This is a genomic window from Halarcobacter sp. (assembly GCF_963676935.1).
Lineage (GTDB): Bacteria > Campylobacterota > Campylobacteria > Campylobacterales > Arcobacteraceae > Halarcobacter.
The window spans coordinates 307,136-333,709 of record NZ_OY781470.1 but is presented as its reverse complement, the minus strand read 5'-3'; the positions used below and the strand labels follow the sequence as shown (position 1 = coordinate 333,709).

Annotated in this window: 27 protein-coding genes; 13 read left to right on the top strand and 14 right to left on the bottom strand. The window is 29.5% G+C overall.

Annotation, left to right across the window (positions count from 1 at the left end; genetic code table 11):
* The first annotated feature begins 2 nt into the window (after window positions 1-2).
* The 4 genes from fabG to accA all read left to right on the top strand — a co-directional run bounded on the left by fabG (window position 3) and on the right by accA (window position 3,396).
* On the top strand, window positions 3-746 hold the full coding sequence (fabG, locus tag ACKU4C_RS01655; RefSeq protein ID WP_321314092.1) for a 3-oxoacyl-ACP reductase FabG: 744 nt from the start codon (window positions 3-5) through the stop codon (window positions 744-746).
* A gap of 62 nt (window positions 747-808) precedes the next feature.
* Window positions 809-1,039, top strand: a complete 231-nt coding sequence (gene acpP / locus ACKU4C_RS01650) for an acyl carrier protein (RefSeq protein ID WP_129061150.1) — start codon at window positions 809-811, stop codon at window positions 1,037-1,039.
* A gap of 129 nt (window positions 1,040-1,168) precedes the next feature.
* Complete coding sequence (locus ACKU4C_RS01645; protein ID WP_321314090.1) at window positions 1,169-2,428, top strand: beta-ketoacyl-ACP synthase II; 1,260 nt, start codon at window positions 1,169-1,171, stop codon at window positions 2,426-2,428.
* A 23-nt stretch (window positions 2,429-2,451) separates the two neighbouring features.
* The gene (accA, locus tag ACKU4C_RS01640) at window positions 2,452-3,396 is read left to right on the top strand and encodes an acetyl-CoA carboxylase carboxyl transferase subunit alpha (protein ID WP_321314088.1); all 945 of its coding nucleotides are present in this window, start codon (window positions 2,452-2,454) and stop codon (window positions 3,394-3,396) included.
* Between the two features lie 26 nt (window positions 3,397-3,422).
* Here the strand turns inward: accA and ACKU4C_RS01635 are convergent, their stop codons facing one another.
* Window positions 3,423-3,752 (bottom strand): histidine triad nucleotide-binding protein, encoded by a 330-nt coding sequence (locus tag ACKU4C_RS01635; RefSeq protein ID WP_321314087.1) that lies wholly within the window; start codon window positions 3,750-3,752, stop codon window positions 3,423-3,425.
* A gap of 115 nt (window positions 3,753-3,867) precedes the next feature.
* Here ACKU4C_RS01635 and pheS point away from each other — a divergent pair, with 115 nt between their 5' ends.
* The 7 genes from pheS to efp all read left to right on the top strand — a co-directional run bounded on the left by pheS (window position 3,868) and on the right by efp (window position 13,322).
* Window positions 3,868-4,860 carry a phenylalanine--tRNA ligase subunit alpha gene (gene pheS, locus ACKU4C_RS01630; RefSeq protein WP_321314085.1) on the top strand — a complete coding sequence of 331 codons (993 nt, stop codon included), beginning with the start codon at window positions 3,868-3,870 and terminating at the stop codon, window positions 4,858-4,860.
* The gene (pheT, locus tag ACKU4C_RS01625) at window positions 4,857-7,184 is read left to right on the top strand and encodes a phenylalanine--tRNA ligase subunit beta (RefSeq protein WP_321314084.1); all 2,328 of its coding nucleotides are present in this window, start codon (window positions 4,857-4,859) and stop codon (window positions 7,182-7,184) included. Before pheS ends, pheT begins: the two co-directional genes overlap by 4 nt.
* Window positions 7,185-7,193: 9 nt before the next feature.
* Window positions 7,194-8,474, top strand: coding sequence for a 3-phosphoshikimate 1-carboxyvinyltransferase (gene aroA / locus ACKU4C_RS01620; RefSeq protein ID WP_321314082.1), 1,281 nt, complete (start codon window positions 7,194-7,196; stop codon window positions 8,472-8,474).
* Between the two features lie 106 nt (window positions 8,475-8,580).
* Complete coding sequence (locus ACKU4C_RS01615) at window positions 8,581-9,414, top strand: 4-hydroxy-3-methylbut-2-enyl diphosphate reductase (protein ID WP_321314080.1); 834 nt, start codon at window positions 8,581-8,583, stop codon at window positions 9,412-9,414.
* Between the two features lie 73 nt (window positions 9,415-9,487).
* Complete coding sequence (locus ACKU4C_RS01610) at window positions 9,488-11,140, top strand: 30S ribosomal protein S1 (RefSeq protein ID WP_321314079.1); 1,653 nt, start codon at window positions 9,488-9,490, stop codon at window positions 11,138-11,140.
* A gap of 19 nt (window positions 11,141-11,159) precedes the next feature.
* Window positions 11,160-12,746 (top strand): phosphoglycerate dehydrogenase, encoded by a 1,587-nt coding sequence (serA, locus tag ACKU4C_RS01605; protein ID WP_321314077.1) that lies wholly within the window; start codon window positions 11,160-11,162, stop codon window positions 12,744-12,746.
* A gap of 12 nt (window positions 12,747-12,758) precedes the next feature.
* Window positions 12,759-13,322 carry an elongation factor P gene (gene efp, locus ACKU4C_RS01600; protein WP_321314073.1) on the top strand — a complete coding sequence of 188 codons (564 nt, stop codon included), beginning with the start codon at window positions 12,759-12,761 and terminating at the stop codon, window positions 13,320-13,322.
* Between the two features lie 139 nt (window positions 13,323-13,461).
* Here efp and ribD read toward each other — a convergent pair whose 3' ends face one another.
* The 13 genes from ribD to nadA are packed head-to-tail and all read right to left on the bottom strand — an operon-like array spanning window position 13,462 to window position 25,308.
* Window positions 13,462-14,466, bottom strand: coding sequence for a bifunctional diaminohydroxyphosphoribosylaminopyrimidine deaminase/5-amino-6-(5-phosphoribosylamino)uracil reductase RibD (gene ribD / locus ACKU4C_RS01595; RefSeq protein WP_321314069.1), 1,005 nt, complete (start codon window positions 14,464-14,466; stop codon window positions 13,462-13,464).
* Window positions 14,466-15,092, bottom strand: a complete 627-nt coding sequence (locus ACKU4C_RS01590) for a LysE family translocator (protein ID WP_321314067.1) — start codon at window positions 15,090-15,092, stop codon at window positions 14,466-14,468. The genes ribD and ACKU4C_RS01590 overlap by 1 nt, the downstream gene beginning before the upstream one ends.
* A 13-nt stretch (window positions 15,093-15,105) precedes the next feature.
* Entirely contained in the window at window positions 15,106-15,534 is a 429-nt protein-coding gene (gene rimP, locus ACKU4C_RS01585; protein ID WP_321314065.1) for a ribosome maturation factor RimP, read from the bottom strand.
* Window positions 15,531-15,884 (bottom strand): 30S ribosome-binding factor RbfA, encoded by a 354-nt coding sequence (gene rbfA / locus ACKU4C_RS01580; protein WP_321314063.1) that lies wholly within the window; start codon window positions 15,882-15,884, stop codon window positions 15,531-15,533. Before rbfA ends, rimP begins: the two co-directional genes overlap by 4 nt.
* 11 nt (window positions 15,885-15,895) lie before the next feature.
* Window positions 15,896-18,562: a translation initiation factor IF-2 gene (gene infB, locus ACKU4C_RS01575; protein ID WP_321314061.1), complete on the bottom strand. Its 2,667-nt coding sequence runs from the start codon at window positions 18,560-18,562 to the stop codon at window positions 15,896-15,898.
* Entirely contained in the window at window positions 18,552-18,830 is a 279-nt protein-coding gene (locus ACKU4C_RS01570) for a DUF448 domain-containing protein (protein WP_321314059.1), read from the bottom strand. The genes infB and ACKU4C_RS01570 overlap by 11 nt, the downstream gene beginning before the upstream one ends.
* A gap of 35 nt (window positions 18,831-18,865) precedes the next feature.
* Window positions 18,866-19,747, bottom strand: coding sequence for a homoserine kinase (gene thrB, locus ACKU4C_RS01565; RefSeq protein ID WP_321314057.1), 882 nt, complete (start codon window positions 19,745-19,747; stop codon window positions 18,866-18,868).
* A 10-nt stretch (window positions 19,748-19,757) separates the two neighbouring features.
* Window positions 19,758-20,210, bottom strand: a complete 453-nt coding sequence (locus ACKU4C_RS01560) for a hypothetical protein (protein WP_321314055.1) — start codon at window positions 20,208-20,210, stop codon at window positions 19,758-19,760.
* Window positions 20,211-20,213: 3 nt separating this feature from the next.
* Entirely contained in the window at window positions 20,214-21,119 is a 906-nt protein-coding gene (lpxC, locus tag ACKU4C_RS01555) for a UDP-3-O-acyl-N-acetylglucosamine deacetylase (protein WP_321314053.1), read from the bottom strand.
* A complete protein-coding gene (locus ACKU4C_RS01550) occupies window positions 21,116-22,492 on the bottom strand; it encodes a M23 family metallopeptidase (protein ID WP_321314050.1) in 1,377 nt (458 codons plus the stop codon). The genes lpxC and ACKU4C_RS01550 overlap by 4 nt, the downstream gene beginning before the upstream one ends.
* On the bottom strand, window positions 22,473-23,462 hold the full coding sequence (locus tag ACKU4C_RS01545) for a bifunctional oligoribonuclease/PAP phosphatase NrnA (protein ID WP_321314048.1): 990 nt from the start codon (window positions 23,460-23,462) through the stop codon (window positions 22,473-22,475). The genes ACKU4C_RS01550 and ACKU4C_RS01545 overlap by 20 nt, the downstream gene beginning before the upstream one ends.
* A 38-nt stretch (window positions 23,463-23,500) precedes the next feature.
* Window positions 23,501-24,322: a carboxylating nicotinate-nucleotide diphosphorylase gene (nadC, locus tag ACKU4C_RS01540; RefSeq protein ID WP_321314046.1), complete on the bottom strand. Its 822-nt coding sequence runs from the start codon at window positions 24,320-24,322 to the stop codon at window positions 23,501-23,503.
* On the bottom strand, window positions 24,319-25,308 hold the full coding sequence (nadA, locus tag ACKU4C_RS01535) for a quinolinate synthase NadA (RefSeq protein WP_321314044.1): 990 nt from the start codon (window positions 25,306-25,308) through the stop codon (window positions 24,319-24,321). Before nadA ends, nadC begins: the two co-directional genes overlap by 4 nt.
* A gap of 120 nt (window positions 25,309-25,428) precedes the next feature.
* Between nadA and plsY the strand changes: the two genes are divergently transcribed.
* Both plsY and ACKU4C_RS01525 read left to right on the top strand, forming a co-directional pair.
* Complete coding sequence (gene plsY / locus ACKU4C_RS01530; protein WP_321314043.1) at window positions 25,429-26,052, top strand: glycerol-3-phosphate 1-O-acyltransferase PlsY; 624 nt, start codon at window positions 25,429-25,431, stop codon at window positions 26,050-26,052.
* 50 nt (window positions 26,053-26,102) lie between these two features.
* Window positions 26,103-26,420 (top strand): dihydroneopterin aldolase, encoded by a 318-nt coding sequence (locus ACKU4C_RS01525; RefSeq protein ID WP_321314040.1) that lies wholly within the window; start codon window positions 26,103-26,105, stop codon window positions 26,418-26,420.
* Window positions 26,421-26,574 lie beyond the last annotated feature (154 nt).

Sequence of the window (26,574 nt, the reverse complement as noted above, 5' to 3'; positions counted from 1 at the left end):
AAATGAAATTTACTGGATCTAATGTATTAGTAACAGGTGCAAGTAGAGGAATTGGTGCAGAGATTGCAAAAACTCTTGCTGATTTTGGACTAAAAGTTTGGATTAATTATAGAAGTGGTGCAGAGGCTGCTGAAGCTATTAAAGCTGAGATTGAAGCTAAAGGTGGGAAAGCTGCAATTATAAAAGCCGATGTGACTAAGGAAGATGAATTTAATAATGCAATAAAAACAATCATTGATGCAGATGGTGAAATCTCATACTTAGTAAATAATGCAGGTATCACAAGAGATAAATTAGCTTTAAGAATGTCTGTAGAGGATTTCAATGATGTAATTTCTGCAAACTTAACATCAGCATTTATAGGTTGTAAAGCTGCTCTAAAAAATATGGGTAAAAAAAGATTTGGTTCTATAGTAAATATCTCTTCAATTGTTGGAGAGATGGGAAACCCTGGTCAAACAAACTATTCAGCTAGTAAAGGTGGTTTAAATGCAATGACTAAATCATTTGCAAAAGAGGCAGCTGCAAGAGGTATTAGATATAATGCAGTAACTCCTGGTTTTATTCAAACAGATATGACTGATGAATTAAAAGATGAAGTTAAAGCAGAATATGAAAAAAATATTCCTTTAAGTAGATTTGGTCAACCAAAAGAGATAGCCGATGCTGTAGCTTTTTTATTGAGTGATCATTCATCATATATTACTGGTGAAATCTTAAAAGTAAATGGTGGATTATACGTTTAAAAAAGATTAATTAAATCTTTTTGTGATATAATTTGGCGATAATTTTATTAAAGGAAAAAAATATGGCATTATTAGATGATGTAAAAGAAGTAGTAGTTGAGCAACTTGATTGTGATCCAGCTGAAGTTAAAGAGGAATCAAAATTCATCGAGGACTTAGGTGCTGACTCTTTAGACGTTGTTGAATTAGTTATGGCTTTAGAAGAAAAGTTCGATATTGAGATCCCTGATGAAGACGCAGAAGGTATTTTAACTGTAGCTGATGCTATTAAATACATCGAAGATAACGCGTAATTTAACGCTTTATTAAAAACAATAAGCCAGTATTTTTTACTGGCTTTTTTTCTATCTTTTTTTTATTTATATTATTGAATTTTTTTTTAAAAATTGAATTATATAAATATTTATTTTGGAGCATATGTGATGAAAAGAGTTGTAATAACTGGTCTTGGTACGATTAATTCTGTAGGACATTGTGTAGAAGATTCTTTTAAAGCTGTTGTTGCAGGTGAATGTGGTGTTGATAAAATTTCACTTTTTGATGCAAGCAATTATTCTGTACAAATAGCAGCTGAAGTTAAAGATTTCGATCCTACTACAGTTATGGATAAAAAAGAGGTAAAAAAAGCTGATAGATTTATTCAATTAGGAATTAAAGCAGCATTAGAAGCAATGATTGACTCTGGATATGTAACAGGTGAAAATAAAAAAGTTGAAGACTCTATAGCAGATAGATTCGGTATCATTTCAGCGTCAGGTATTGGTGGACTATCAACAATTGAAAAAAACTCAGTAGTTTGTGAAACAAGAGGACCAAAAAGAATTTCACCATTTTTTATTCCATCTTCGTTAGTAAATATGCTTGGTGGATTTATTTCAATTGAACATGGTTTAAAAGGACCATCTTTATCTCATGTTACTGCTTGTGCAGCATCAACTCATGCATTAGCTGATGCTGTAAAAACTATTATGACTAATGGTGCAGATAGAATATTAGTTGTAGGTGCAGAAAGTGCTATTTGTGGTGCTGGAGTTGGTGGTTTTGCTGCAATGAAAGCATTATCTACTAGAAATGATGACCCAAAAACTGCTTCTAGACCATTTGATAAAGACAGAGATGGTTTTGTAATGGGAGAAGGTGCTGGAGCATTAGTTGTTGAAGATTTAGATTCTGCATTAGCAAGAGGTGCAAAAATTTATTGTGAGATTATTGGTATTGGTGAGAGTGCAGATGCAAACCATATTACAGCTCCAGTTATGAATGGTCCATTAAGAGCTATGAAAGCTGCTTTAAATATGGCAAAAAATGTAATGGGTGGAGATATTAAAGTTGATTATATAAATACTCATGGTACTTCTACTCCAGTTGGAGATGTAAATGAATCAAAAGCAATAGTTGAACTATTTAATGGAATTGAAAACTGTCCTCCTGTTACTTCAACTAAAGGTCAAATTGGACACTGCTTAGGTGCAGCTGGTGCAATTGAAGCGATATTTGCAATAAAAGCATTAAATGAAGGAATTATTCCTCCAACAATAAACATTAAAAACCAAGATGAAGAGTGTATTTTAAATTATGTACCTGATACAGCAATAGAAGCTGAATTAGACATTGTTATGAGTAACAATTTTGGTTTTGGTGGAACAAATGGCTCAATAATTTTTAAAAAATATAGTAAATAATAGAGCCTAAAAGGGATATTAATTTGGCAACATATTTAGACTTTGAAGATAAAATCAAAAAACTAGAAGAGGATATTACAATTGCAAGGACAAAATCAGATGACCATGCAGCTGAAATATTAGAAAAAAAACTAGAAAAAGAAGTTGAAAAAACATTTAAAAATTTAAACGATTATCAAAAGCTTCAACTTGCACGTCATCCAGATAGACCATATGCTTTAGACTACATTAGAGGTCTAATGACAGATTATTATGAGATTCATGGTGATAGACATTTCAATGATGATAGTGCAATAGTTTGTTATCTAGGTTATATTGGTAAAGAAAAGGTAATGGTTATTGGTGAACAAAAAGGTAGAGGTACAAAGAATAAATTAAAAAGAAACTTTGGTATGCCTAATCCTGAAGGTTATAGAAAAGCTTTAAGAGCAGCAAAAATGGCTGAAAAGTTCAATATTCCAATTTTAATGTTAGTTGACACTCCCGGTGCATATCCAGGTTTAGGAGCGGAAGAGAGAAACCAATCTGAAGCAATTGCTAGAAACCTTTATGAATTTTCTGATTTAACTACACCAACAATCTCTGTTGTTATTGGAGAGGGTGGTTCAGGTGGAGCATTAGCAATATCTGTTGCTGATAAATTAGCAATGATGAGATACTCTGTTTATGCAGTTATTTCACCAGAGGGTTGTAGTGCAATTTTATGGAATGACCCAGCAAAAGTTGAAACTGCTGCTAATGCTTTAAAGATTACAGCTGAAGCTTTAAAAGAACTAGAACTAATTGATGATGTAATAAATGAGCCACTAATTGGTGGTCATAGAAAAAAAGAAGAAGCAATTAAAGCTTTAGGAGATTATTTTTTAACTACTTTAGAGCAATTAAAACAATTAACACCTGCTCAAAGACTTCAAATGAAATATGAAAAACTAATGAATTTAGGAAACTTTCAAGAAGATAAAAAATAAGAGATTTGTAGTTTAACTACAATCTCCTATCTAACTAATTTGCCTACTGGCTCTCCACCCAATATATGAAAATGTAAATGAGGTACTTCTTGTCCTCCATCACTACCAATATTTGTAATCAGTCTATATCCAGATTCTCTTATTCCAAGTTTTGAAACAACTTTATGAATAAATTCAGTCATATTACTCATCACTTTTGGAGGGATTACATCAAAAGAATCATAATGTTCTTTAGGAATAACTAATACATGAATTTTTCTAGCTGGATTAATATCATTAAATGCTAAAAAATTTTCATCTTCAAGTACAGTTTGATTAGGAATTTCACCTTTTACAATTTTACAAAAAATACACATCTATTTTCCTTTACCTAGTTTAAAAAAAATTATAACCAAACTCTAATAAATTTTTAAGTATAATCCCCAAAATTAACAACAAATAAACATATAAAAATCAGGGGAGAAACTAGTAGTGACTGAATGGCTAGAAAAAATAGATAACGCTGATTCACTCCAAGTTTTAGAAAACTTAAGAGTGGAAACATTAGGGAAAAAAGGTGTAATTACTGCACAATTTGCAAAAATGAAGGATATTCCAGGTCCTGAAAAAAAAGATTTTGCAGCAAATTTAAATAAACAAAAAGCACAAATTACAGAAGCTTTAGAGAATAAAAAAATTGTTCTGGAAAAAGAAGCTTTAGAAGCAAAATTAAAAAATGATAAAATAGATGTTACAAGATTTAATAATGAAATAACATCAGGTGCGGTTCACCCTGTAATTGATACAATGGATAGAATTGTTACATATTTTCAAAATCTAAACTTCTCTGTTGAAGAGGGACCATTAGTAGAAGATGATTTTCATAACTTTGAAGCATTAAATCTTCCAAAATACCATCCAGCTAGAGATATGCAAGATACTTTTTATAACAAAGACTTTTCACTTTTAAGAACACATACTTCACCTGTGCAAATTAGAACTATGTTATCGCAGCCAACTCCAATTAGAATGATTGCTCCAGGAACAGTTTTTAGAAGAGATTATGATATTACTCACACTCCAATGTTCCATCAAATTGAAGCATTAGTGGTTGACGATGCAGATAAAATCTCTTTTGCTAACTTAAAACATGTATTAGTAGAATTTTTACATCATATGTTTGGAGAAGTAGATGTTAGATTTAGACCATCTTTTTTCCCTTTTACAGAACCTTCAGCTGAAGTAGATATCTCATGTGTATTTTGTGGTGGAGATGGATGTAGAGTTTGTTCACATACAGGATGGTTAGAGATACTTGGTTGTGGAGTTGTAGACCAAAATGTATTTGATGCAGTTGGATACGAAAATAAATCAGGATACGCATTTGGTCTAGGGATAGAAAGAGTTGCAATGTTAACGCACAATATTGGAGACTTAAGATCTTTATTTGAAAGTGATTTAAGATTATTAGGACAGTTTAAATGATAGTTACAAGAAATTGGTTACAAGAATACGTTGATATTTCCAAAATATCTACAGATGATATCTGTAAAACATTAAACTCTATTGGATTAGAGGTTGATAGTTTAGAACTTCAAAGAGTACCTGCTAAAGTAGTAGTTGGAAAAGTTTTAGAAAAAGAGAAACATCCTGATGCAGATAAACTAAATATCTGCCAAGTTGATATTGGTGGAGAAACTGTTCAAATTGTTTGTGGTGCTAAAAATGTTGATGCTGGACAGTTTGTACCAGTTGCTGTTGTAGGATGTAAACTAGGTGATGATTTTAAAATCAAAAAAGCAAAACTAAGAGGAGTTGAATCAAATGGTATGATTTGTTCATCTACTGAGATTGGTTTAGCTAAATTAAATGATGGAATTTTAGAACTAGATTCTTCAATAGGTGAACTTGTAATTGGTAGAGAATTAAAAGATTACCCACTTTTCAATGATGATGTAATCGAGATAGAATTAACTGCTAATAGAGGTGACTGTTTAAGTATACATGGTGTTGCAAGAGAATTATCTGCATTTTATAATATTCCATTAACGGAACAAGAGTATGGCTTAGAATTAAACAATTTAGGTATAGGTCAAACTTTAGAAGTTGAAAGTACAAATGAAATTGATAGCAAATATATTTATAAAGTTGCTGCACTAGAAGATTTCAAACTTCCTTTAGTATATAAACTAAGAGTTGGTATTATAGATAAATTTGAAGAGTGTGATTTAAGAGATATAGTAAATTATGTTACACACGCTACAGGTGTAATTTTAAATGCTTATGCAAAATCTGACTTAAAAACTAAAGATGATAATATCTCAGTTTTAAGTATTAAAAAAGATCCTCAAGGTTTTGATATAGTTGAGGGTGAAGAGCAATTAAGTACGATCTCTATTAATCAAGAAAAAACAAATGATGACAAAAACAGTGAATATATTATTGAGGCAACTTATATTGATCCTGAATTTTTATCAAAAAAAGTTTTTGAAACAAAAAAGAAAACTGGAGATATATATTACAGATCTTCAAGAGGGAGTGAACCATGCCTAGAGTTTGGTATAGATGTTTTCTGTTCACTGATTTCAAAAGCTGGTGGAAAACTTTATAATGGTACAGAAGCTTACAATGATTATAATGAAAAACATACTTTAGATGTAAATGTAAATAAAATCAATTCAATTATTGGGCAAGAGATAGAAAAAGCAACAATTGAAAAAATCTTAAGTTCATTAGGTTTTATTGTTAAAGATGTTGCAAATGGTGTACTATCATTACAAATTCCTACATTTAGACATGATATTAAAAATATTGCTGATGTTACAGAAGAGATTGTAAGAATAATTGGTATTGATAATATTAAAGCTAAACCTTTAGCTATTGATGAAGCAAGCAGAGCAAATACTACTTCAATCAATCTAATTAAAAGAAATAAGTTAAGATTTAAAGCTATTGAAAATGGTTTTTATGAAACTGTAACTTATGTATTTGCAGATAAAGAAAAACTTCAAAAATACTCAATTGCTACAGTAAAAGAATCATTAGATATTTTAAATCCTATTGTAAAAGAGTTAGATACATTTAGAACTACAATAAGTTTAAATCTTATAGAAGCATGTTCAAATAATATGAAACTTGGATTTAAATCAGCAGCATTTTTTGAAATTGGAAAAGTGTTTGATATAAATAGAGTTGAAAAGAGCGTAATATCTTTTATCTTTAGTGGACAAAAAGAACTTGAGTCTTTCTTTAATGCAGGTAAACCACAAAATATTGAATTTTTTGAATTTGCAAAAAAAGTTTTAAATACAGTTGGAAAGTTTGATTTAGAACCAATGACAAAATTACCAAATGATTTAGTTCATCCATATCAAAATGCTTCAGTTATAATTGATGGTGAAAAGGTAGGATTTATCTCTAAACTACACCCTAGTGTCGCAGATGATTATGATTTAAGTGATACTTTTATTGCAGAGATTGAATTTGATAAGATTTGTAACGAATTAACAAAAGTTGATGCATACTCTAAATTTCAAGCATCAAAAAAAGATTTAAGTATAATTGTTCCTAAAAATATGGAATATAGTGAAATCAAAAAAACAATAAACTCAATTGGTGATAAAAATATAAAACAATTTAATCTAATTGATATTTATAGTGATGAAAAACTTAGAGATAAAGAGAGTTTAACAATTAGATTTGTTTTACAAAACAATGATAAGACATTAGAAGAAGAAGATATAACTTCTTCTATGAATAATATTTTAGAAGCATTAAATGAAAAACTTGGAATTGGATTAAGAGACTAAGAGGATAAAATGGAAAATTTCAACATAGAAAAATTAGTTAAGCCCTTTGATATAGAGATAGATTCTATTGCAAGTGATAAATCTATTTCTCATAGATGTGCAATGTTTTCGATATTTTCAGACAAAACATCACACATAAACAACTTTTTAACAGCTGAAGATACTTTAAACTCTTTAAGTATTGTAGAGCAACTTGGAGCGAAAGTTGTTAGAGATGGAAAATATGTTGAAATTACTCCAACAAAAGAATTAAAAGAACCAAAAGATGTTTTAGACTGTGGAAATGCAGGAACTGGAATGAGATTGTTTTGTGGACTTTTAGCTTCTATAGATGGAGCTTTTACTTTAACAGGTGATAAATACCTTAGAGAAAGACCAATGAAAAGAGTAGCTGTTCCTTTAAGAAGTATTGGTGCAAATATTGATGGTCGAGATAATGGAAATAAAGCTCCACTTTTTATACGAGGAGTTAAAGAACTCAAACCTTTTGTATATACTTCTCCTGTAGATTCTGCCCAAGTTAAATCAGCTATGATTTTAGCAGCATTAAGAGCTACAGGAGTATCAAAATATAAAGAGAATGAACTTACACGTGACCATACAGAAAGAATGCTAAAAGGTATGGGAGCAAAAATCGAAACTGATAAAGAGGGATTTATAAATATTCATCCTCTAAAGGGACATTTAAAACCTCTAAATATTACAGTTCCCACTGATCCTAGTTCTGCATTTTTCTTTGCTGTTGCAGCTGCAATTACACCTAATAGTAGAGTATTACTAAAAAATGTAAGTTTAAATCCTACAAGAATTGGTGCATATAAAATTTTACAAAAAATGGGTACCCAGATAAACTTTATTGAAAAAGAAAATATTTATGAACCTATTGGGGATATTGAAGTTAAATACAATGAGTTAAAAGGTGTAGTTGTTGAAGAACATATCTCTTGGTTAATTGATGAGTTACCTGCTTTATCTATTGCAATGAGCTTAGCAAAAGGTAAATCAATAGTTAAAAATGCTGCCGAATTAAGAGTAAAAGAATCAGATAGAATTAAATCTGTCGTGTCAAATTTAGAAAAATGTGGTGTAGAATATACTGAGTTTGAAGATGGTTATGAAATAATTGGTGGGAGTTTAAATAGAGCAAGTATAAACTCTCATGGTGACCATAGAATTGCAATGAGTTTTTCAATTGCAGGATTGATTTGTGGAATGGATATCGAAGATGTAGATTGTATTTTAACTTCATTTCCAAACTTTAAAGAGATTCTAGACTCACTTAGAAATTAAAAGTAATATAGATTATTTATTTTTAAATTTACTTCTTTAAATAGAATCAGATTTTAAAAAAGTAAATATAAATACCCAAAATATTGGGACTAGTTAAGGATAAGGAATGAAAGTAAAATTAGCTTCTAGCTATGGCTTTTGCTTTGGAGTAAAAAGAGCAATAAAAATTGCAGAAGGTTATGAAAACTCTGCAACAATGGGACCATTAATACATAATCAAAATGAGATAGATAGATTAAAAAATGATTATAATGTTGGTTTATATGAAAATCTTTCTGATGTAAAACCTGATGATACTGTAATTATTAGAACACATGGTATTCCCAAAAATGATTTAAAAGAATTAAAAAAAAGAAGTGAAAAAGTTATTAATGCAACTTGTCCTTTTGTTACAACTCCTCAACAAAATGTTAAAAAAATGTCTGAAGAAAACTATTCAATTTTAATCTTTGGAGATGAAAATCATCCTGAAGTAAAAGGTGTGAAATCTTATGGAAAAGATGAAGGTGATGTTCATGTTGTTTTATCTAAAGATGAATTAAAAAATATAAAATTTAAATATGACAAAATTGCTACAGTTGCTCAAACAACAAGAAAAAAAGAGATTTATTTAGAGATTGTAAATGAACTTATTTTAAAAAATAAAGAAGTTAGAGTATTTAATACCATTTGTGATGCAACATTTGAAAATCAGGATGCCGCAAGAGAGCTATCAAAAGAGGTTGATGTAATGGTTGTTATTGGTGGGAAAAACTCTTCAAATACAAAACAACTTCATTCAATCTGCTTAGAAAATTGTAAGGATTCTTACCTAATAGAAAATGTAAGCGAAATAGAATCAAAATGGTTTCAAAATAAAAATTTATGCGGTATAACAGCCGGTGCTTCAACCCCTGATTGGATTATTCAACAAGTAGTAGAAAGTATAGAAAAAATATAAACTTTCTACTTTAAGTAAACTTTCGATATAATCATCACCATTTAATAAAAAACGGTTAATACGAAGGAATAAAATGGGTATCGATGATATAGAACTAGGTGAAGACTTTGATTTTGCACAAATGCTAGAAGAGTCTTTTGAGAATGCTGAAAATAACTCTGTAGTTGATGGTGTAATTGTTGAAATTACTGGTGATAGTGTACTTGTTGACGTTGGTCAAAAGATTGAAGGAAAACTAAACATCTCTGAAATAACAATCGGTGGTGAAGTTCAATTCAAAGCAGGAGATACAATCCCTGTTATGTTAATGGGTAACAAAGGTGAAAGACCATCTATCTCTTACAAAAAAGTACTTCAAAAAGAAAAATTTGACGCATTTGTAAAAGAGCACGGTGAAAATGTAGAAGACATTACAATTGAAGGTAAAATTATTTCTGTAAAAAACAGAGGTGGTTTCATTATTGAAGATGAAAGTGGCTTAGAGTATTTCATGCCTATGGCTCAATCTTACTTAAAATCTCATGGTGCTGTTGGTAAAAAAGTAAAAGCAAAAGTTTTAAAAGTTAATTCTGCACAAAACTCTATTATAGTTTCAAGAAAAAAACTTATTGAAGAATCTAAGTTACAAAAAGATTCAAAAGTAAATGAAATCTTAGAAAAAAATGAGCCAGTAAATGGTATCGTTAAAAAAATCACATCTTATGGTATGTTTATTGATTTAGGTGGAATTGATGGTTTAGTAAACTACAATGAAATCTCTTACAAAGGGCCTGTTAACCCTGCAAACTATTATAACGAAGGTGATGAAGTTTCTGTTGTAGTACTATCTTATGACAAAACTAAACAACATTTATCTTTATCAATTAAAGCTGCTCTTGCTAATCCATGGGAAGAGATTAAAGATGAATTAGAAGTTGGTGATACAATTACTGTTACAGTTTCTAACTTTGAATCTTATGGTGCATTTGTTGACTTAGGAAATGATATTGAAGGTTTATTACATATTTCTGAAATTTCATGGAACAAAAATCTTAAAAATCCAAAAGACCTATTAACTTTAGGTGAAGAGATTAATGTTGAAGTTATTGAACTAGATGTAAATAAAAAAAGATTAAGAGTTTCTCTTAAAAACTTACAAGAAAAACCATTTGCTAAATTTATGAAAGAAAACAAAGTTGGTGATGTTGTAAAAGGAAAAGTTGCAACATTAACTGATTTTGGTGCATTCGTAACTATTGGTGATGTAGATGGTTTATTACATAACGAAGAAGCATCTTGGGAATCAAATGCAAAATGTAAATCACTTTATAAAAAAGGTGATGAAGTAGAAGTTAAAATTATTAAAATTGATAGAGAGAAAGAAAATATCTCATTATCAGTAAAAGAGATTTCTGATTCACCAGCAAAAAGCTTCCAAAATGAACATAAAATGGGTGATATTGTAAAAGGGCCTGTTAAAGATAAAAAAGATTTCGGAATCTTTATAAAACTAGATGATAACTTAGATGGTTTAATTAGAAATGAAGACTTTGGTCCATTAAATGCTGAAGAAGTAAATATTGGAGATGAACTTGAAGCTGTAGTTATCAATATTGATACTAAAAAGAATAGAGTTAGATTATCAGTAAAAAGATTAGAGCAACAACAAGAAAGAGAAGTTTTAAAAGCTGTTAATGATGATAGTTCTATGACTTTAGGTGATCTTTTAAAAGACCAAATGAAATAATTTTAAGGATTAAGAAAAAATGAGTAAACATACAATTGTTGTTTGTGACCATATCCATGAAGATGGACTAAATATTTTACAAAATACAGAAGATGTAAACTATGTATATGCAGCTGACATCGACAAAGTATCTTTATTAGACGTAATTAAAGATGCTGATGTTGCTATTACTAGATCTTCAACAGATGTAGATGAGAAGTTTTTATCTGCTGCAACAAATTTGAAAGCAATTATCAGAGCTGGTGTTGGTTATGATAATGTTGATATGGAAGGTTGTAGCAAAAGAGGTATTATTGCTATGAATGTTCCAACTGCTAATACTATTGCAGCTGTTGAATTAACTATGGCTCACATGCTCTCTTGTATGAGAAAATTTCCTTATGCTCATAACCAACTTAAAAATGATAGAATCTGGAAAAGAGAAGATTGGTATGGTAATGAACTTTATGGTAAAAAATTAGGTATTATTGGATTTGGTAATATTGGTCATAGAGTTGGATTAAGAGCTAAAAGTTTTGAGATGGATGTAGTTGCATATGACCCTTATATTCCATCAACTAAAGCTACAGACTTAGGAATTTCTTATACAACTAATTTTGATGATATTTTATCTTGTGACATTATTACAATACACACACCAAAAAATAAAGAAACTATCGATATGATTGGTGAAGAAGAGATTGCAAAAATGAAAGATGGTGTGATTTTAATAAACTGCGCAAGAGGTGGTTTATATAATGAAGATGCACTATATAACAATCTAAAATCTGGAAAAATTGCAATGGCAGGTATTGATGTTTTCAAAAAAGAACCTGCAATAGATAATAAACTATTAGATTTACCAAACATAACTGTAACAGCTCACTTAGGAGCAAATACAAAAGAGTCTCAGAAAAAAATCGCAGTACAAGCTGCTGAAAATGCAATAGAATCTGCAAGAGGAATTTCATATCCAAATGCCTTAAATCTACCAATTGATGAAACAAAAATTCCTTCTTTTGTTAAACCATATATAGAATTAACTCAAAAAATTGCATTCCTTTCAGCACAATTAGATAAATCTCCAATAAGATCTATCTCTGTATGTGCTCAAGGTGATATAACTGAATATTTAGATTCATTAACAACATTTGCAACTGTTGGAGCATTAAGTGTTGCAGCAGGCGATGAAGTTAACTATGTAAATGCTAAATTCTTAGCTGAAGAAAAAGGTATAACTTTTGAAACTTCTGAGATAAAACATACTGTTGGATATAGCAATAAAGTTACTATAAAAATTACAACTGAAAAAAGAGTTAATACAATCTCTGGTACAGTTTTTGATGACAATGTACAAAGAATTGTTGACTTAGATGGTTTTGATTTTGACATTGAACCTAAAGGTAAAATGATTATGATGAGAAATAACGACGTTCCAGGTGTAATTGGTACAGTTGGAAAACTTCTAGGTGACAGAGGAATAAATATCTCTGACTTTAGACTTGCTCGTGGAAAAAACAATGATGCTTTAGCAATTATCTTAGTTGATGATACAATTAAAAGTGATACATTAAAAGAAATTAGTGATATTGAAGCTGCTATTGCAGTTTCTTATGCAGAAATTTAAGGAGTAATTGAAATGGCAAATATTTCAATGAGTGAATTAAAAAAAGGTCTTAAAATTGAGATCGATGGTGTTCCTTATAAAATTACTGAATACCAACATGTAAAGCCTGGGAAAGGTGCAGCATTTGTTAGATGTAAAATCAAATCATTCCTTAATGGAAAAGTTATTGAAAAAACTTTTCATGCAGGGGATAAATGTACTACACCAGATTTACAACAAAAAACTATGCAATATCTATATGATGATGGTGAAATGTTACAATTTATGGATAATGTATCTTATGAACAAATTGGTTTAACTTATGATCAAGTTGGTGATGCAGAAAAATGGATTATTGATGGGATGAACGTTGATATGATGTTCTTTAACGGTAATGCTATAACTGTTGAGCCACCTGCAGTAGTTGAACTTAAAATTGTTGAAACTCCACCAAACTTTAAAGGTGATTCTCAAGGTGGTAAAAAACCTGCTACTTTAGAATCAGGTGCAGTTGTACAAATTCCATTTCACTTAGTTGAAGATGATGTTATTAAAGTTGATACTAAAACTGGTGAATATCTAGAAAAAGTAAAATAAAACTATAAATCTTTGTCGCTATAAACTGCGATAAAGATTTATTTTCCTCAGTCACTTACACTTGTAAGCTCCATCGTCAAATAAACCTTTCTCTTGTTTCTAACAACAAATATTTATAGTTTTGAAATTTTTAAATACATTATTTTCTTTTTAAGTAAACTATTTTTTCTTTACCTAGTTTATTTTCATGTATAATTTCGAAGTCTTGATCTATCTCATTTAAAGCATTAAGCCCTTTTCTAATCTTTGGACTTATTAGTAGTATAATATAATCTATTCTCTCTTTTAATGTTTCCATTAAAGTGTAAGTTCCCTCAACCATAATAAACTTATAATCTAACAATTTAAATAAATCATCACTTATAATTACATCTCTATTAGGTACTTTAAATAATGGAATATTGTTATCAAATATTTTGTTTTTAGAATAAATAAAGATATTTGGTGCACGACCTACAATATATCTAGCATCTAATGTTGGTTTATCTATTCTTACTGTATTTCCACCTATTAACATTAAATCAATTTTATCTCTTAATGTATGTGTATAAGCCAAGGTCTGATTGGATGATATTTTTCCATCAATACAACCATTTAGCGTCATAGCCATTTTAAAAAATATAAATGACCCACTTGTCCACTTAATAAATGGATATAAAAGCTCATAAGCCTCTTTTTCCATACAACCAATAATTACCTCTATATTTTCATTTATTAAGACTTCTATGCCCCCACTGGCTTCTTTATTAATGTCCTTATGAGCTATGATTACTCTTTTAGGTTTTAACTCTTTTAATAAATTTGCGCAAGCTGGTGTTTTACCTATATGATTACAAGGTTCTAAAGTAACATATACTTCACAATCTTTAAAAAAATTATCATGATTGTTAATTAAATATTCATGAATTTCATGACTTGTTTTTTTCATTTTAATTAAATCATTGGGATACTTTTTCAAATATGCTGCTTTTAATGCATTTACTTCAGCATGAGCAAGTCCTGCCTCTTTATGAGCTTCTATTGAAAGTATTTCACCATTTTTCACCACAACACAACCAACAGCAGGGTTAGGATATGTTAAAAGTTGATATTTCCAAGCTTCATCTATAGCTAATTTCATATAAAAGCTATCATCAATTTTCATTAAGACTGCTTATTAAATAAAAGAAAACTACCAGCTGCAACCATTATAGAACCTGCAGTGTAATTTAATCTTTTTAGAGATTTTTTAGATCTCAATAGTTTTTTAGCTTTATTAGCTAAAATTGATACAAACATCAATCCTATCATTAATGCAATAATTGTTAAAAAAGATACCCAAATAATATCCCTAGCATCTAATGATTTTATATCTAAGAATGTTGGTAAAAAAGCTATATAAAAAAGTATCACTTTTGGATTTGAAGCTGATATAAGAAAACCTTGAATAAAAGCCAATACAAAATCTTTTTTTACGGTCTCATTTTTCTGTGTATCTTCAATCTCTATTGGTGCTGTAAACATTTTATATCCAAGATAAAATAGATATAAAGCACCTAAAATTCTTATTACTTCAAATAAAAAAGCATAGTTGTGTGCAATTGTAGCTAATCCTAGACAGGCAAAAATTAAATAGATTACATCACTTATTGTCATTCCAAAAGCTAAGGGGATACATTGTTTAGAACCAAGTGTCATACCTCTTGCAAGAAGAGCAAATACACCTGGTCCTGGAGTTATTCCAAATATTAATATTGCTAGAAAAAATGTTAAAGAGCTTTCTAAACTCAATTTTTAACCTTTATTACCACTCAAAATAAGTTGAAGCACTAGAGATTTCGTCATAAGTTACAATCTCTTCACCATGTTCAGTTTTAATTTTTACTTCGTTATCATCAGCGGCTATTAATTCACCCTTGATTGTATTTTTCTCAAAATCTTTTAATTTTATTTTCTCACCAAGAGATGATTTAAAATGTTGAGGATTTTTCAGTTTTCTTTCAATTCCTGGAGAACTAACTTCAAGATTGTATTTTCCTTGCATAGGTTCTTCAATATCTAAAATAGGCGAAATCATTCTAGATATTTCAGCACATTTATCCAAAGATATTCCACCTGGCTGTGTTACATATACTCTAAAGATATTGCTATCATTCTCTTTTAAAGAAACTATATCATAAAGTTCAGCGCCACATCCCTTTACAGCTATTTCAATTGATTCTTCTAAATTCATGATTTCTTCTCTTTTTCTATTTGTCTAAATAAATCTTCAATACTTTTTGATGACTCTAAAGATTTATCATTTACAAACTTAAATGTAGGACATTTATACCAACCAGTAGAACTTAAGACATATGATTTTATTCTTCCATTAGCTTTTGTTAGAGCAGATATTATACCTGGCATCTCTTTATCACTAAAATCACTACCATCAAAATATACTGTTGCATCATATTTACCATTTTTACAGTTAACTCCTGTAATAGGTAAAGAACAAATTCTTTCATCACTAAGTGTTGATAATGCTTCAGGAACCAACTCCATAAGAAGTGATTCCGTTCTTTGTAGATTAATACTTTTCAAGATAAGCTCTTTTAGTCGTCAATATGTACTTTCTCTTCAATTTGAATGAATGTTTCAATAAAGTCACCAACTTTAATATCATTGAATTTATCAAACATAATACCACATTCATAACCATTTGCAACCTCTTTAACATCATCTTTAAATCTTTTTAGAGATGAGATTTTACCAGTATAAGTTACAACACCATCTCTAATGATTCTAGCATGTCCACCTCTTACAACTTTACCATCAGTTACAATACAACCAGCAACTGTTCCTACTTTAGGTACTACGAATGTATCCCTAACTTCAGCTTGTCCTGTATTTTCTTCTCTTATAACTGCGCTCATCATACCAGAAAGTGCATCTTTAACATCATCAATTAAGTCATAAATAATTGAATACGTATTAATAGTAATACCATCTGCTTTTGCTTTACTTTTAACTGATCCAGTAGGTCTTACATTAAATCCTAAGATAATACAACCTTCACTAGCACTTGCTAATACTAAATCTGATTCAGTAATTCCACCAACAGCTGCGTGTACAACTTTTACTTTTACTTCTTCATTTTGAATTTTTTCTAATGAACCTTTAATAGCTTCTAAAGAACCAGCCACGTCAGTTTTAATAATTACTGGTAATTGTTTAATTTTACCTTCTGCAATTAATCCACTCATCTCTTCCAGTGAAACTTTAGTAGATTTAGATAGTTCTTTTGCTCTTGCATGCTCTGCTCTTGTTGTAGCAATCTCTCTTGCTTCTTTATCAGAATCCTGTACAACCATAATTGCACCAGCAGCTGGAACATCATTTAATCCTAAGATTGAACCAGTTTCAGAAAGGCCTAACTCTTTTACTGGTTTTCCTAAATCATTTGTTATAGCTTTTACTCTACCGTAAGTTGTATCACAAACAATATTGTCTCCAACTCTTAAAGTACCATTTTGAACAATAACAGTTGCAACAGGACCTCTACCTTTTTCTAAAGAAGATTCAACTACTGATGCCTTTGCTTTTGCTTTTGGATCAGCTTCAAGCTCTAAAATTTCTGCTTGAAGTAAAATATTTTCTAATAAATCATCTATTCCCATACCAGTATGTGCTGATACTCCAATAAACTCAATATCTCCACCCCAATCTACAGGAGTCATTTCTCTTTCTGCCATTTGAGCTTTAACCATATCCATATTTGCAGTTTCTTTATCCATTTTGTTAACTGCAACTATTATAGGACACCCTGAAGCTTTTGCATGTGAGATTACTTCTTCAGTCTGTGGCATTACACCATCATCTGCTGCAACAACTATAATAACAACATCAGTAACATCTGCACCTCTTGCTCTCATAGCTGAGAAAGCGGCATGTCCTGGAGTATCTACAAAAGTGATTTTTTGACCATTTTGTTCAATTGTATATGCTGAAATATGTTGAGTAATTCCACCAGCTTCTGCTGATGCAACTTTCGAACTTCTGATTTTATCTAATAACGAAGTTTTACCATGGTCAACATGTCCCATAATAGTAACCACTGGTGGTCTAGTTACAAAGTTTGATTTATCAATCTCTTCATCTTGATAATCTTCTACATAATTTACATCTTCAAGGGCATCTTTAACAGTAACTTCAATACCAAATTCTTCTCCAAGAATCTCTAATTCATCTTGTTTTAAGAAGTCATTTTTAGTAACCATCATACCTAAACTAAACAATACAGTAATTACTTCTGCTGGAGATTTTCCACAAGCTTCTGCAAATTCATATACTCTGATATCTTCAGGTATAGTTACTTCCGTAATTGTTACCTCTTCTCTAACTTGTTTAATTCTTTTCTTTCTTTTACCTCTTTTTAAACCTTGAGGTCTATTTCCAAAGGCTGCTGGTTTAGAAGCTCTTGATTGGTTTTTATTTTTATCATTATTTTTGTTGTTATTTTGATCTTCAAAAAGTTTTGAAGTATCACTTAATCCCATATCAAGCAATACAACCTCTTCACCAAGTAAAGACTCATCACTTGAAGATTTAAACTCTTCTGTTGATTTTCCATCAAATTCAATAACTTTTCCATGATCATGCGATTTTGCAGGATGTTTTTTCTTTTCTTTTTTCTTTGCTTGTATTTTAGCTTGCTCGGCAGCTGTAGTATTAGATTTTTTTTCTTCTGTTTCATTGCCACCTAAAATTTCACTAAGTGATTTCATCGCTTTTTTAGGTTGAGGACCACCCGAATTAATCTCATTATTTACAGATTTAGAAACTTCCTCTTTAGGTTTTTTCTTTTTAACAATTTTTAAACCTCTTCTTTTTGGAACAATTTTATTTGGAGTTACGCTTTTAACTGGTTTGTCTTTTTTTACTTCAGTCTCATTTTCTGAATTTTCTTCAGCCTTAGAAACTGTATCTGTTGTTTTTGTAACAGGTTCTTCAGAAGCTTCAACTTCTTTTTCTTCTGTTTTAGCAGGCTCTTCATTGCTCTGTTTTTTTACTACTACTTTTTTTGCTTTTACTGGTTTCTTTTTTAACTTACTACTTTTACCAGTCATTATATAGTTTGCTATCTCTTCAGCATCTTCGAATGAAACTGCACTTTGAGGTGATTTAAGTTCAATCCCTAAATCCTTGGCTTTTGTAATTACTTCATTACTACTAGCTCCAGCCTCTTCAGCTATCTCATAAACTCTTACATTATCTGACATGCGTTAATATCTCCTTAAGTTGTCCTAAATAGTCATCTTTGTTTTTACACACTCTGTATAGTGTTTTTTCAAATCTTTTCAAATCTTTTTGATTGTTTTGTGAATTTTCAAAAATAGAAAGACAATCACTACAGATATAAAAACTTCTGCCATTATTATCAAATGGTACAAGTTTCTTATCCTCACATTTTAAACGAAACAAGTCATTTTGAGCAAATTTTCCTCTACAAATGACACAAGTTCGAATGGGTCTTTTTAAAATAGTCAATATTATACCTAAATTTTACTTAATTTAATAGTTTTTTAATATTCCACTGTCACACCAGCATTATCAAAGTCTCTAGTTAAAACTTTGAAGTGTGGAAATCTTTTCTTTAGTTCTTTTTCAATTCTATGTGCATCATCATTAAATGCTATTGAAAATAGTGTTGAACCAGAACCTGATAACGTACTCATTAAGGCACCATTTTTCAATGCAGTTTTTTGAACATCGAAAAGTTCTGGCATCTGTTTCATTCTATATTTTTGATGAACTTTATCTTGAGAAGCTACTTTTAACATTTTCCAATCTTCACTAATAAATGCAGAAGCTAATAAAGATGAGTGTGATATATTAAAAATTGTATCCTCTTTTGAATATTTATACGGCAATGCTTTTCTAGCTAATTGTGTTGATATAGGTCTATTTGGTATAACAACTATAGCTTTTAAAGATTTAGGCATATTTTTATTTATAAATTTTACTTCATTATCTTGAACTGTAGCAACATTAAAACCACCCATCACAGCTGGTGTAATATTATCAGGATGGCTTTCATAAGCTAATGCCAAATTCAATAATTTTTCTTTTTCAATCTGTATACCTTCAATTGCATATGCACTTGCAATTGCTGAAACAATAACTGCTGAAGAACTACCTAAACCTCTTGATAAAGGTATCTCATTTGTAAATTCAAATCTAAAGTGTCTTTTTCTATTTGATAAATTATGATAAAAATCATTAAATATTGCAATAAACATATTATTGTCTTTAAGTACAGGATTATTTGACCCTTCACCTTTTAATGATACACTATGAAATTTTGACGGTTTTATACTTACTTGATTATGTAATGATATAGCTAATCCTAAAGTATCAAAACCAGGTCCTAAATTAGCACTAGTAGCAGGCACACATATTTTCAAACTTCTTCCTTTAAACAGCAGGTAAATTGTATATTGGCAAAGTTTCAGCTGATATATTAATATTTTCTAAAACCTCTGGCAATTCAAAGGGTGACATTTTACAGTTATTTTCTAAAAAGTCAACTTTAACACCATCTTTTGAATTAATAAAATATTTTTTACCTAAAGCTTTTATTGGAGTATTATCATTAAACTCAAAGCCACTGCAGGCTTTTAGCTTGATATTATGAGAAATAGAAACTGTTTTTAAAAATACATATGCAACTTTTATAGCCATATATGAACCAGGTGTATTTACATAAATTAAACTATCAATAGTATATTTATCTAAAATCTCTTTAAAAAGTACAGGTAAAACATCAGAGGTCATGCCCTCTTCTTCATACACTTTTATTAATTTTTTATTTTCATAAATTCCAATTAATAAAGGTTTTGAAATACTTATAACTAACACTTCAATCATATATTATGCTTCAACCTTTGAATAAGCTAACTCAAATACTTGAGCTTCATCTTGTGCCTCTTCTAAATCTATAATTTCATAATTTGCTTCATTTTCATAAAGTTTTTTTGTTAGTAAATGATTTAAATGATGACTTCCCGCATGAGCATTATATTCTCCAACTAATGTATAACCTAAAAGTGCCATATCACCAATTGCATCTAAAATTTTATGTCTGACAAATTCATCTTCATATCTTAATCCATCAGGATTTAATACTTTACTATGGTCTAATACAATTGCATTTTCCATACTTCCACCCTGAGCTAATCCAATACTTCTTAGATATTGAACTTCATGTAAAAATCCAAATGTCCTAGCACGGCTAATATTCTCTTTATATTCAGCAATTGAATAATCAAAATGAAATTGTTGTTCACCAATAACAGGATGCTCAAAATCAATAGAAAAATCATATATAATATGATTTGAAGGTTTTAAAGCAACTTTTTTACCATCTTCTGTAGTAATCTCAACATCTTGTTTAATCTTTATTGCTTTTTTTGATTTATTTAACTCTTTAATACCTGCTTCATCAATTAACATACAATATCCAGATGAACTTCCATCAAGAACAGGAACCTCATCATTATCAATTACAACTCTTAAGTTATCAATTCCATAAGCATATACAGCAGATAAAAGATGCTCTATTGTTGAAACAACTACCCCATCTTTCCCAATAACTGTAGCCATTTTTGTATCTACAACATTTTCGATTTTTAAAGGTATTGTAACACCAGCATCAACCCTATAAAATATAATACCCATGTCAGCATCAAGTGGTTCAAGTTTCATCTTAACAGGAACTCCTTTATGAAGCCCTATTCCAATAATCTCTACACTTTTTTCTATAGTTCTTTGTCTCATTTACTACTTCTTATTTCTTGTTTTGCTTCAGCTAATATATTTGAGATTCTTGTTCTAATCCAATTTTTATCCATCCACTCTACAGGATTTACTTCTATACCTTGTACTAAAACACCAAAATGTAAGTGATCTCCAAATACTGCTCCTGTGCTACCTGTATTAGCTATTATTTGCCCTGCTCTTACTTCATCATTTTTTGCAACTTGAAATTGACTAGTATGTGCATATAATGTTTGTAATCCAAACCCATGGTCAACAATAAGGGTATTTCCATAAATTCCTAAATAATTGTTGAATATTACTTTCCCATTATTTGATATTTTAACTTGTGCATGCTTTATACTTGCCCAATCCATCCCTAAATGCCAAGCTTCATCAATCTTTTGCCCATTATATGAATATTCCCTTTTTTCTGCAAATCCAGCAAATGTTTTTGAACCACTTAATCTTCTAAATGGTTTTAAATTAAAACTTGTAATCATCTCTTTTGACATATTATTAAGAGATTGTTCTTTTATAGTATTTACATTGTTAGCTCTTAGTTCTCTATTTTGTTTTATAAATATCTCTTCGTTTGTATTTGGTACTTCATAATCACTTTTTTGAAGTACAGGAATAGATACTTTATTAATAAAGTTATCACTAATTGTTAATTTATCATTTTTGATTTTTAAATCTTTTATATAAAAAGGTACTTTTGTTGTTGTTTCATTATTTGCTTGATCAATAGCAACTAAGTTTACTCTACTAAATTCATCAAACTTTATATCAATTGGCCAAGCAATAATTGCAGCATAATACCCCTCTTTTAAATATGGAATTAATTCAAATCTATATTCATTGTTAAAAGTGATATATTTATCTTTTAAATTTTCATCCCTAACTTCAACAACTAAAGCGGCACTTCCACCCCTTTTAATATTGTAAGAATTAGAAATAACTCTAGCTAAGGGTCTTTTTTTATCTATACTTAATTTGTATTCTTTATAAGATTTATTTCCTTGGAAAAAATTCCAAAAAGAATTATCATAAACCTCTATTGCAATAGTTACCTCTTTTATATTTGGTCTAAGAGGTAAAGGTTTAATATTTAATACAACTTTTTCTTGTTTTGCAGAGATAGTATTCTCAGAAAGTTTTTCTATATTATTTCCAGACTTATAATATATTTTATAAGATTTAATTCCACTTTTATCAAAAAGATCAACAGATAATGAATCTTTTAGATTCCAAAATCCTGAACTATTCAGAACTATTTTTGCAGGTTGCTTTTCAAATAATGGAGAAAAATAAACAAATCCTCCTCCAGCTATTATTAAAATTAAAACTAATCCGAAAACTATATTTAATAAACTATTCTTTTGTCGTCTCAAGTATTTCCTTTAAAACTCTTTTTCTTACACTTTCTATATCTATTGAATCTATTGAAAACCCAGCCGCATTTGTATGACCTCCGCCACCAAATATTGAGGCTACCTTATTTACATCAATTTTATCCTTTGATCTAAGACTTATTCTACTGACTCCATTTACTACTCTAACAAATAAAGCAACTTTTACAATTTGAATTCTCATAATCATATTTAATGCTTCTTCACAATCTCTATTATGAGCTCCTGTTTGTTTAAACCATTCATCTTTTGCATATATTGTTGCAACTTTCCCCTCATTATAAAGTTCTAAACTTTCTAAGACTTTTGGGATTATTCTATATTTTGCTAAAGAATCTCTTCTTTTTATTTTATTAGCGATATCTGATGGACTTGCTCCAAACTCTACTAAATGATTAACTTTTTCAAAAGTCAATTCATCACATCTATTTAAAGAAAAAGCTAAGGAATCATCATAAATACCTACATATAATGCAGTAGCACTATTTTTTGTAATATAAAGACCATTGAATCTAAAAAAATCGTATACAATCTCTGCCGTTGAGCTTTTCATAGGATCAACTAAATTTATTGTTCCAAAATTATCATTTGAAGCATGATGATCAAAGTTTATTAAAGGGATTGAATCATCAATCTCAAAACCAAATCTTTTTTTAGATGCACAATCACAAGATATAACCAAATCATAAAATTTTGGTAATTGATCTGTCATTTTGTCAAACCTACTGATAAAATCTAAATTTCTAGGTAAATCTGAACTTACATTAAAAACTTTATGTTTAATCTTATTTTCATACAATAGATTTGATAAAGCTAAAGCTGAAGAGATAGAATCTGCATCAGGATTAACATGTGTTATAATCAAAATATATCTACTACTTTCAATTAATTGTAAAGCTTTTGAAAAGTTTGTCATATTTATCTTGTTATTTAGAATAAAATCTTTTTTCATATTTTTAGTATGCCTAACTTTTATTAACCAATTGTAAATTAGTCAAATTTCATTGAAAAATCTAACCAAGTTGCCTGATGAATTATACTTCCACTACTAATAGCATCAACTCCTGTTAAAGCAAAATCCCTAACAGTATTTAATGATATATTCCCAGATGCTTCTAATAAAACATGAGGATGTACATCATTTCTAAACTTAACTACCTCTTTTATTTCTAGTGGAGTCATATTATCACACATTATAATATCAGCACCAGCTTCCATAGCTTCTTTTACTTGCTCAAAAGTTTCACACTCAATCTCAATTTTTGTTACCCAAGAGATTCTTTTTCTAGCATCTCTTATAAATGATTTTAAATCTGTAATTGTTCTTAAGTGAGTATCTTTTAACATTAAACAATCATCAAGTCCAAGTCTATGATTTATAGCACCACCTACTCTACTTGCATATTTTTCAAAATCTCTTAACTGAGGTCTTGTTTTTCTAGTATCAAGTAAAGCAACATCTAAATCTTCAATCTTAGATGCAAATTTATTTGCCATAGTAGCAATTCCACTTGCATGTTGTAACATATTTAAAAATGTTCTTTCACTAGATAAAAGGATTGAAGCTTTCCCTTCTAATATAGCAATAACATCACCTTTTTTTAATATTTGGCCATCATGCTTTAAAAACTTACAATCAAATTTTTCAGTTTTTGCCAAAGCTTTAGCATAAAGTTCACCTGCTAAAATACCATCATCTTTTGCAATTGCTTTTGCTTTAAATCTTCCCTTTGGAGCCACATCATAAAAAAGGTCTCCTCTACCATTATCTTCAATAATGGCATTTTTAACAAATTTCTTAATATTAATCATATCTCAAGCATCCTCTCTAGTGCAACTTTTGCCCATTTGATTACATCATCATTTACTTTTATTAATGTTTCTTCACTAATATTATTATCTTCAATCGATTTTAAAGTTTTATATACATCTTCTAATGTTGTTTCGTTCATTGTTGGACATTCAGGTTTTGTAGAACTTAATATATATGTATTTTTATCTCTTAATCTATTTACCATATTAAATTCAGTTCCAACTGCAACTTTTTGTTCAAGTGGCAACTCTTTTATATATTTTATAAGTTGAGAAGTTGAACCAACAAAATCAGCTGCATCACAAACAGCAGGATCGCATTCTGGATGAACTGCTACTAATATGTCTGGATACTTTTCTTTGTAAAACTCAACATCATCTACTGTAAAAAGTTGATGTACAGAACAAAAACCATTATAACATATAACATCTGCTTCATTTAAATCACTTCCATCTCCAACAACTGCTGATTTTAGGTTTAATGATTTTGCAAAATTTTGTCCTAAACATCTATCAGGAACAAAAAATATTTTTTTGCCAGATTCTAAACCTTTTTCAATAATCTTATAAGCATTTGAAGAGGTACAAACCATACCACCCATTTGTCCAACTTTTGCTTTTACTGCTGCACTTGAGTTTATATATGTTATTGGAAGTATATTTTCGTTTGGTATTCCCGCATCATTTATCATCTTAAGGTTTTGTTCATAATAACCTTCATCAATCATTCGTGCCATTGCACAACAGGCAACTTTTGGCATTAAAACTGTTTTTTCAGGGCTTAAAACTTTTACACTTTCACCCATAAAACCAACTCCACAAAATACAATATATTTTGAAGTTGTCTCTTTTGCTTTTTTTGCTAATTCAAGTGAGTCACCAGTAATATCTGCTAACTCAAAAACTTCGTCTCTTTGGTAGAAGTGTGCTACAAGTGTAACATCTAACTCTTCTTTTAATCTATAAATCTCTTCTTTTAAGTTCAATTTTTATACCTTGAGTTAAAAATTTATCAAATCATATTATTTAAATTAAATGGGAATATAACAAAATTTTAGTTATAATCCACTTACTAAAATTAAATACAAAAAAATACAAGGTTTTATATGGATTTTCTTTTTAACTTTAATATTCTGTTTTATCTTTTTGCATATCTTGCTGGTTCAATCCCTTTTGGTCTTCTTTTAGCAAATATTTTTGCAGGTGTAAATATAAAAGAGAGTGGAAGTAAATCAATTGGAGCTACAAATGTTTTAAGAGTTGTAAAAGAGACAAATCCCTCTTTAGCAAAAAAATTAAGTATTGCTACTGTTATCCTTGATGCTTTTAAAGGTGCAATTGTTTTACTTATAGCTATGACTTTAGATGCAAGTGCTTCAACTCTTTGGGCAATTGCAGTATTATCTGTACTAGGTCACTGTTATTCAGTATTTTTAGGACTTGAAGGTGGGAAAGGTGTAGCGACAGGCCTTGGAGTTTTTCTAGTTTTAATTCCAATACCAACATTAATCGGCGCAATTGTTTGGATTGTATTTGGGAAAATTTTAAAAATCTCATCTTTATCTTCACTATTAGGATTAACAGGTGTAGTTTTAGCAGCTATAATTTTAAATAATGGCTTAAATGTAGGTAGCAATGCACCTATTTATATAATCGCTTTTATTATCTACTATAAACATTTTCCAAATATTGTAAGATTAATCAAAGGCGAAGAAAAAAAAGTTATATAAATTTAACTTTTTTTTCAAAACTTATATAAAAATGAAAATAATTTTATAATATGAAAATATCTATCAACAACTTATCCTTTTATTGTATTATTGGGATACTTGACTTTGAAAGAAAAAAAGAACAAAAAGTTTTAATTAATCTCTCTTTTAAATACAAATTTAAAGATTCTTCTACTTTTATTGATTATGCTGAAGTTGCTAAAAATATAGAAGACATAATGAAAAAGGAAAAATTTGCTCTTATCGAAGATGCTATACTTTATTTGAAAACTTTTTTAAAAAATAAATATAAATTAAAAAAACTTAAGATAAATATTTCAAAACCTAATATTTTAACAAATTGTATAGTTTCTATTTCAAACAAATAAATAATTTTCTATTTTATGTTAAATTTAGCTTAAAAAACCCATCTTTCCTAATCTTTTAAACCACTTTAAGAAAACTTTTATTTTTACTTCTGTAAAATTTGTCCAACGGTCATCCGGAAAAGTATCTAAGTATATTTACTATAGATTGTTCGCG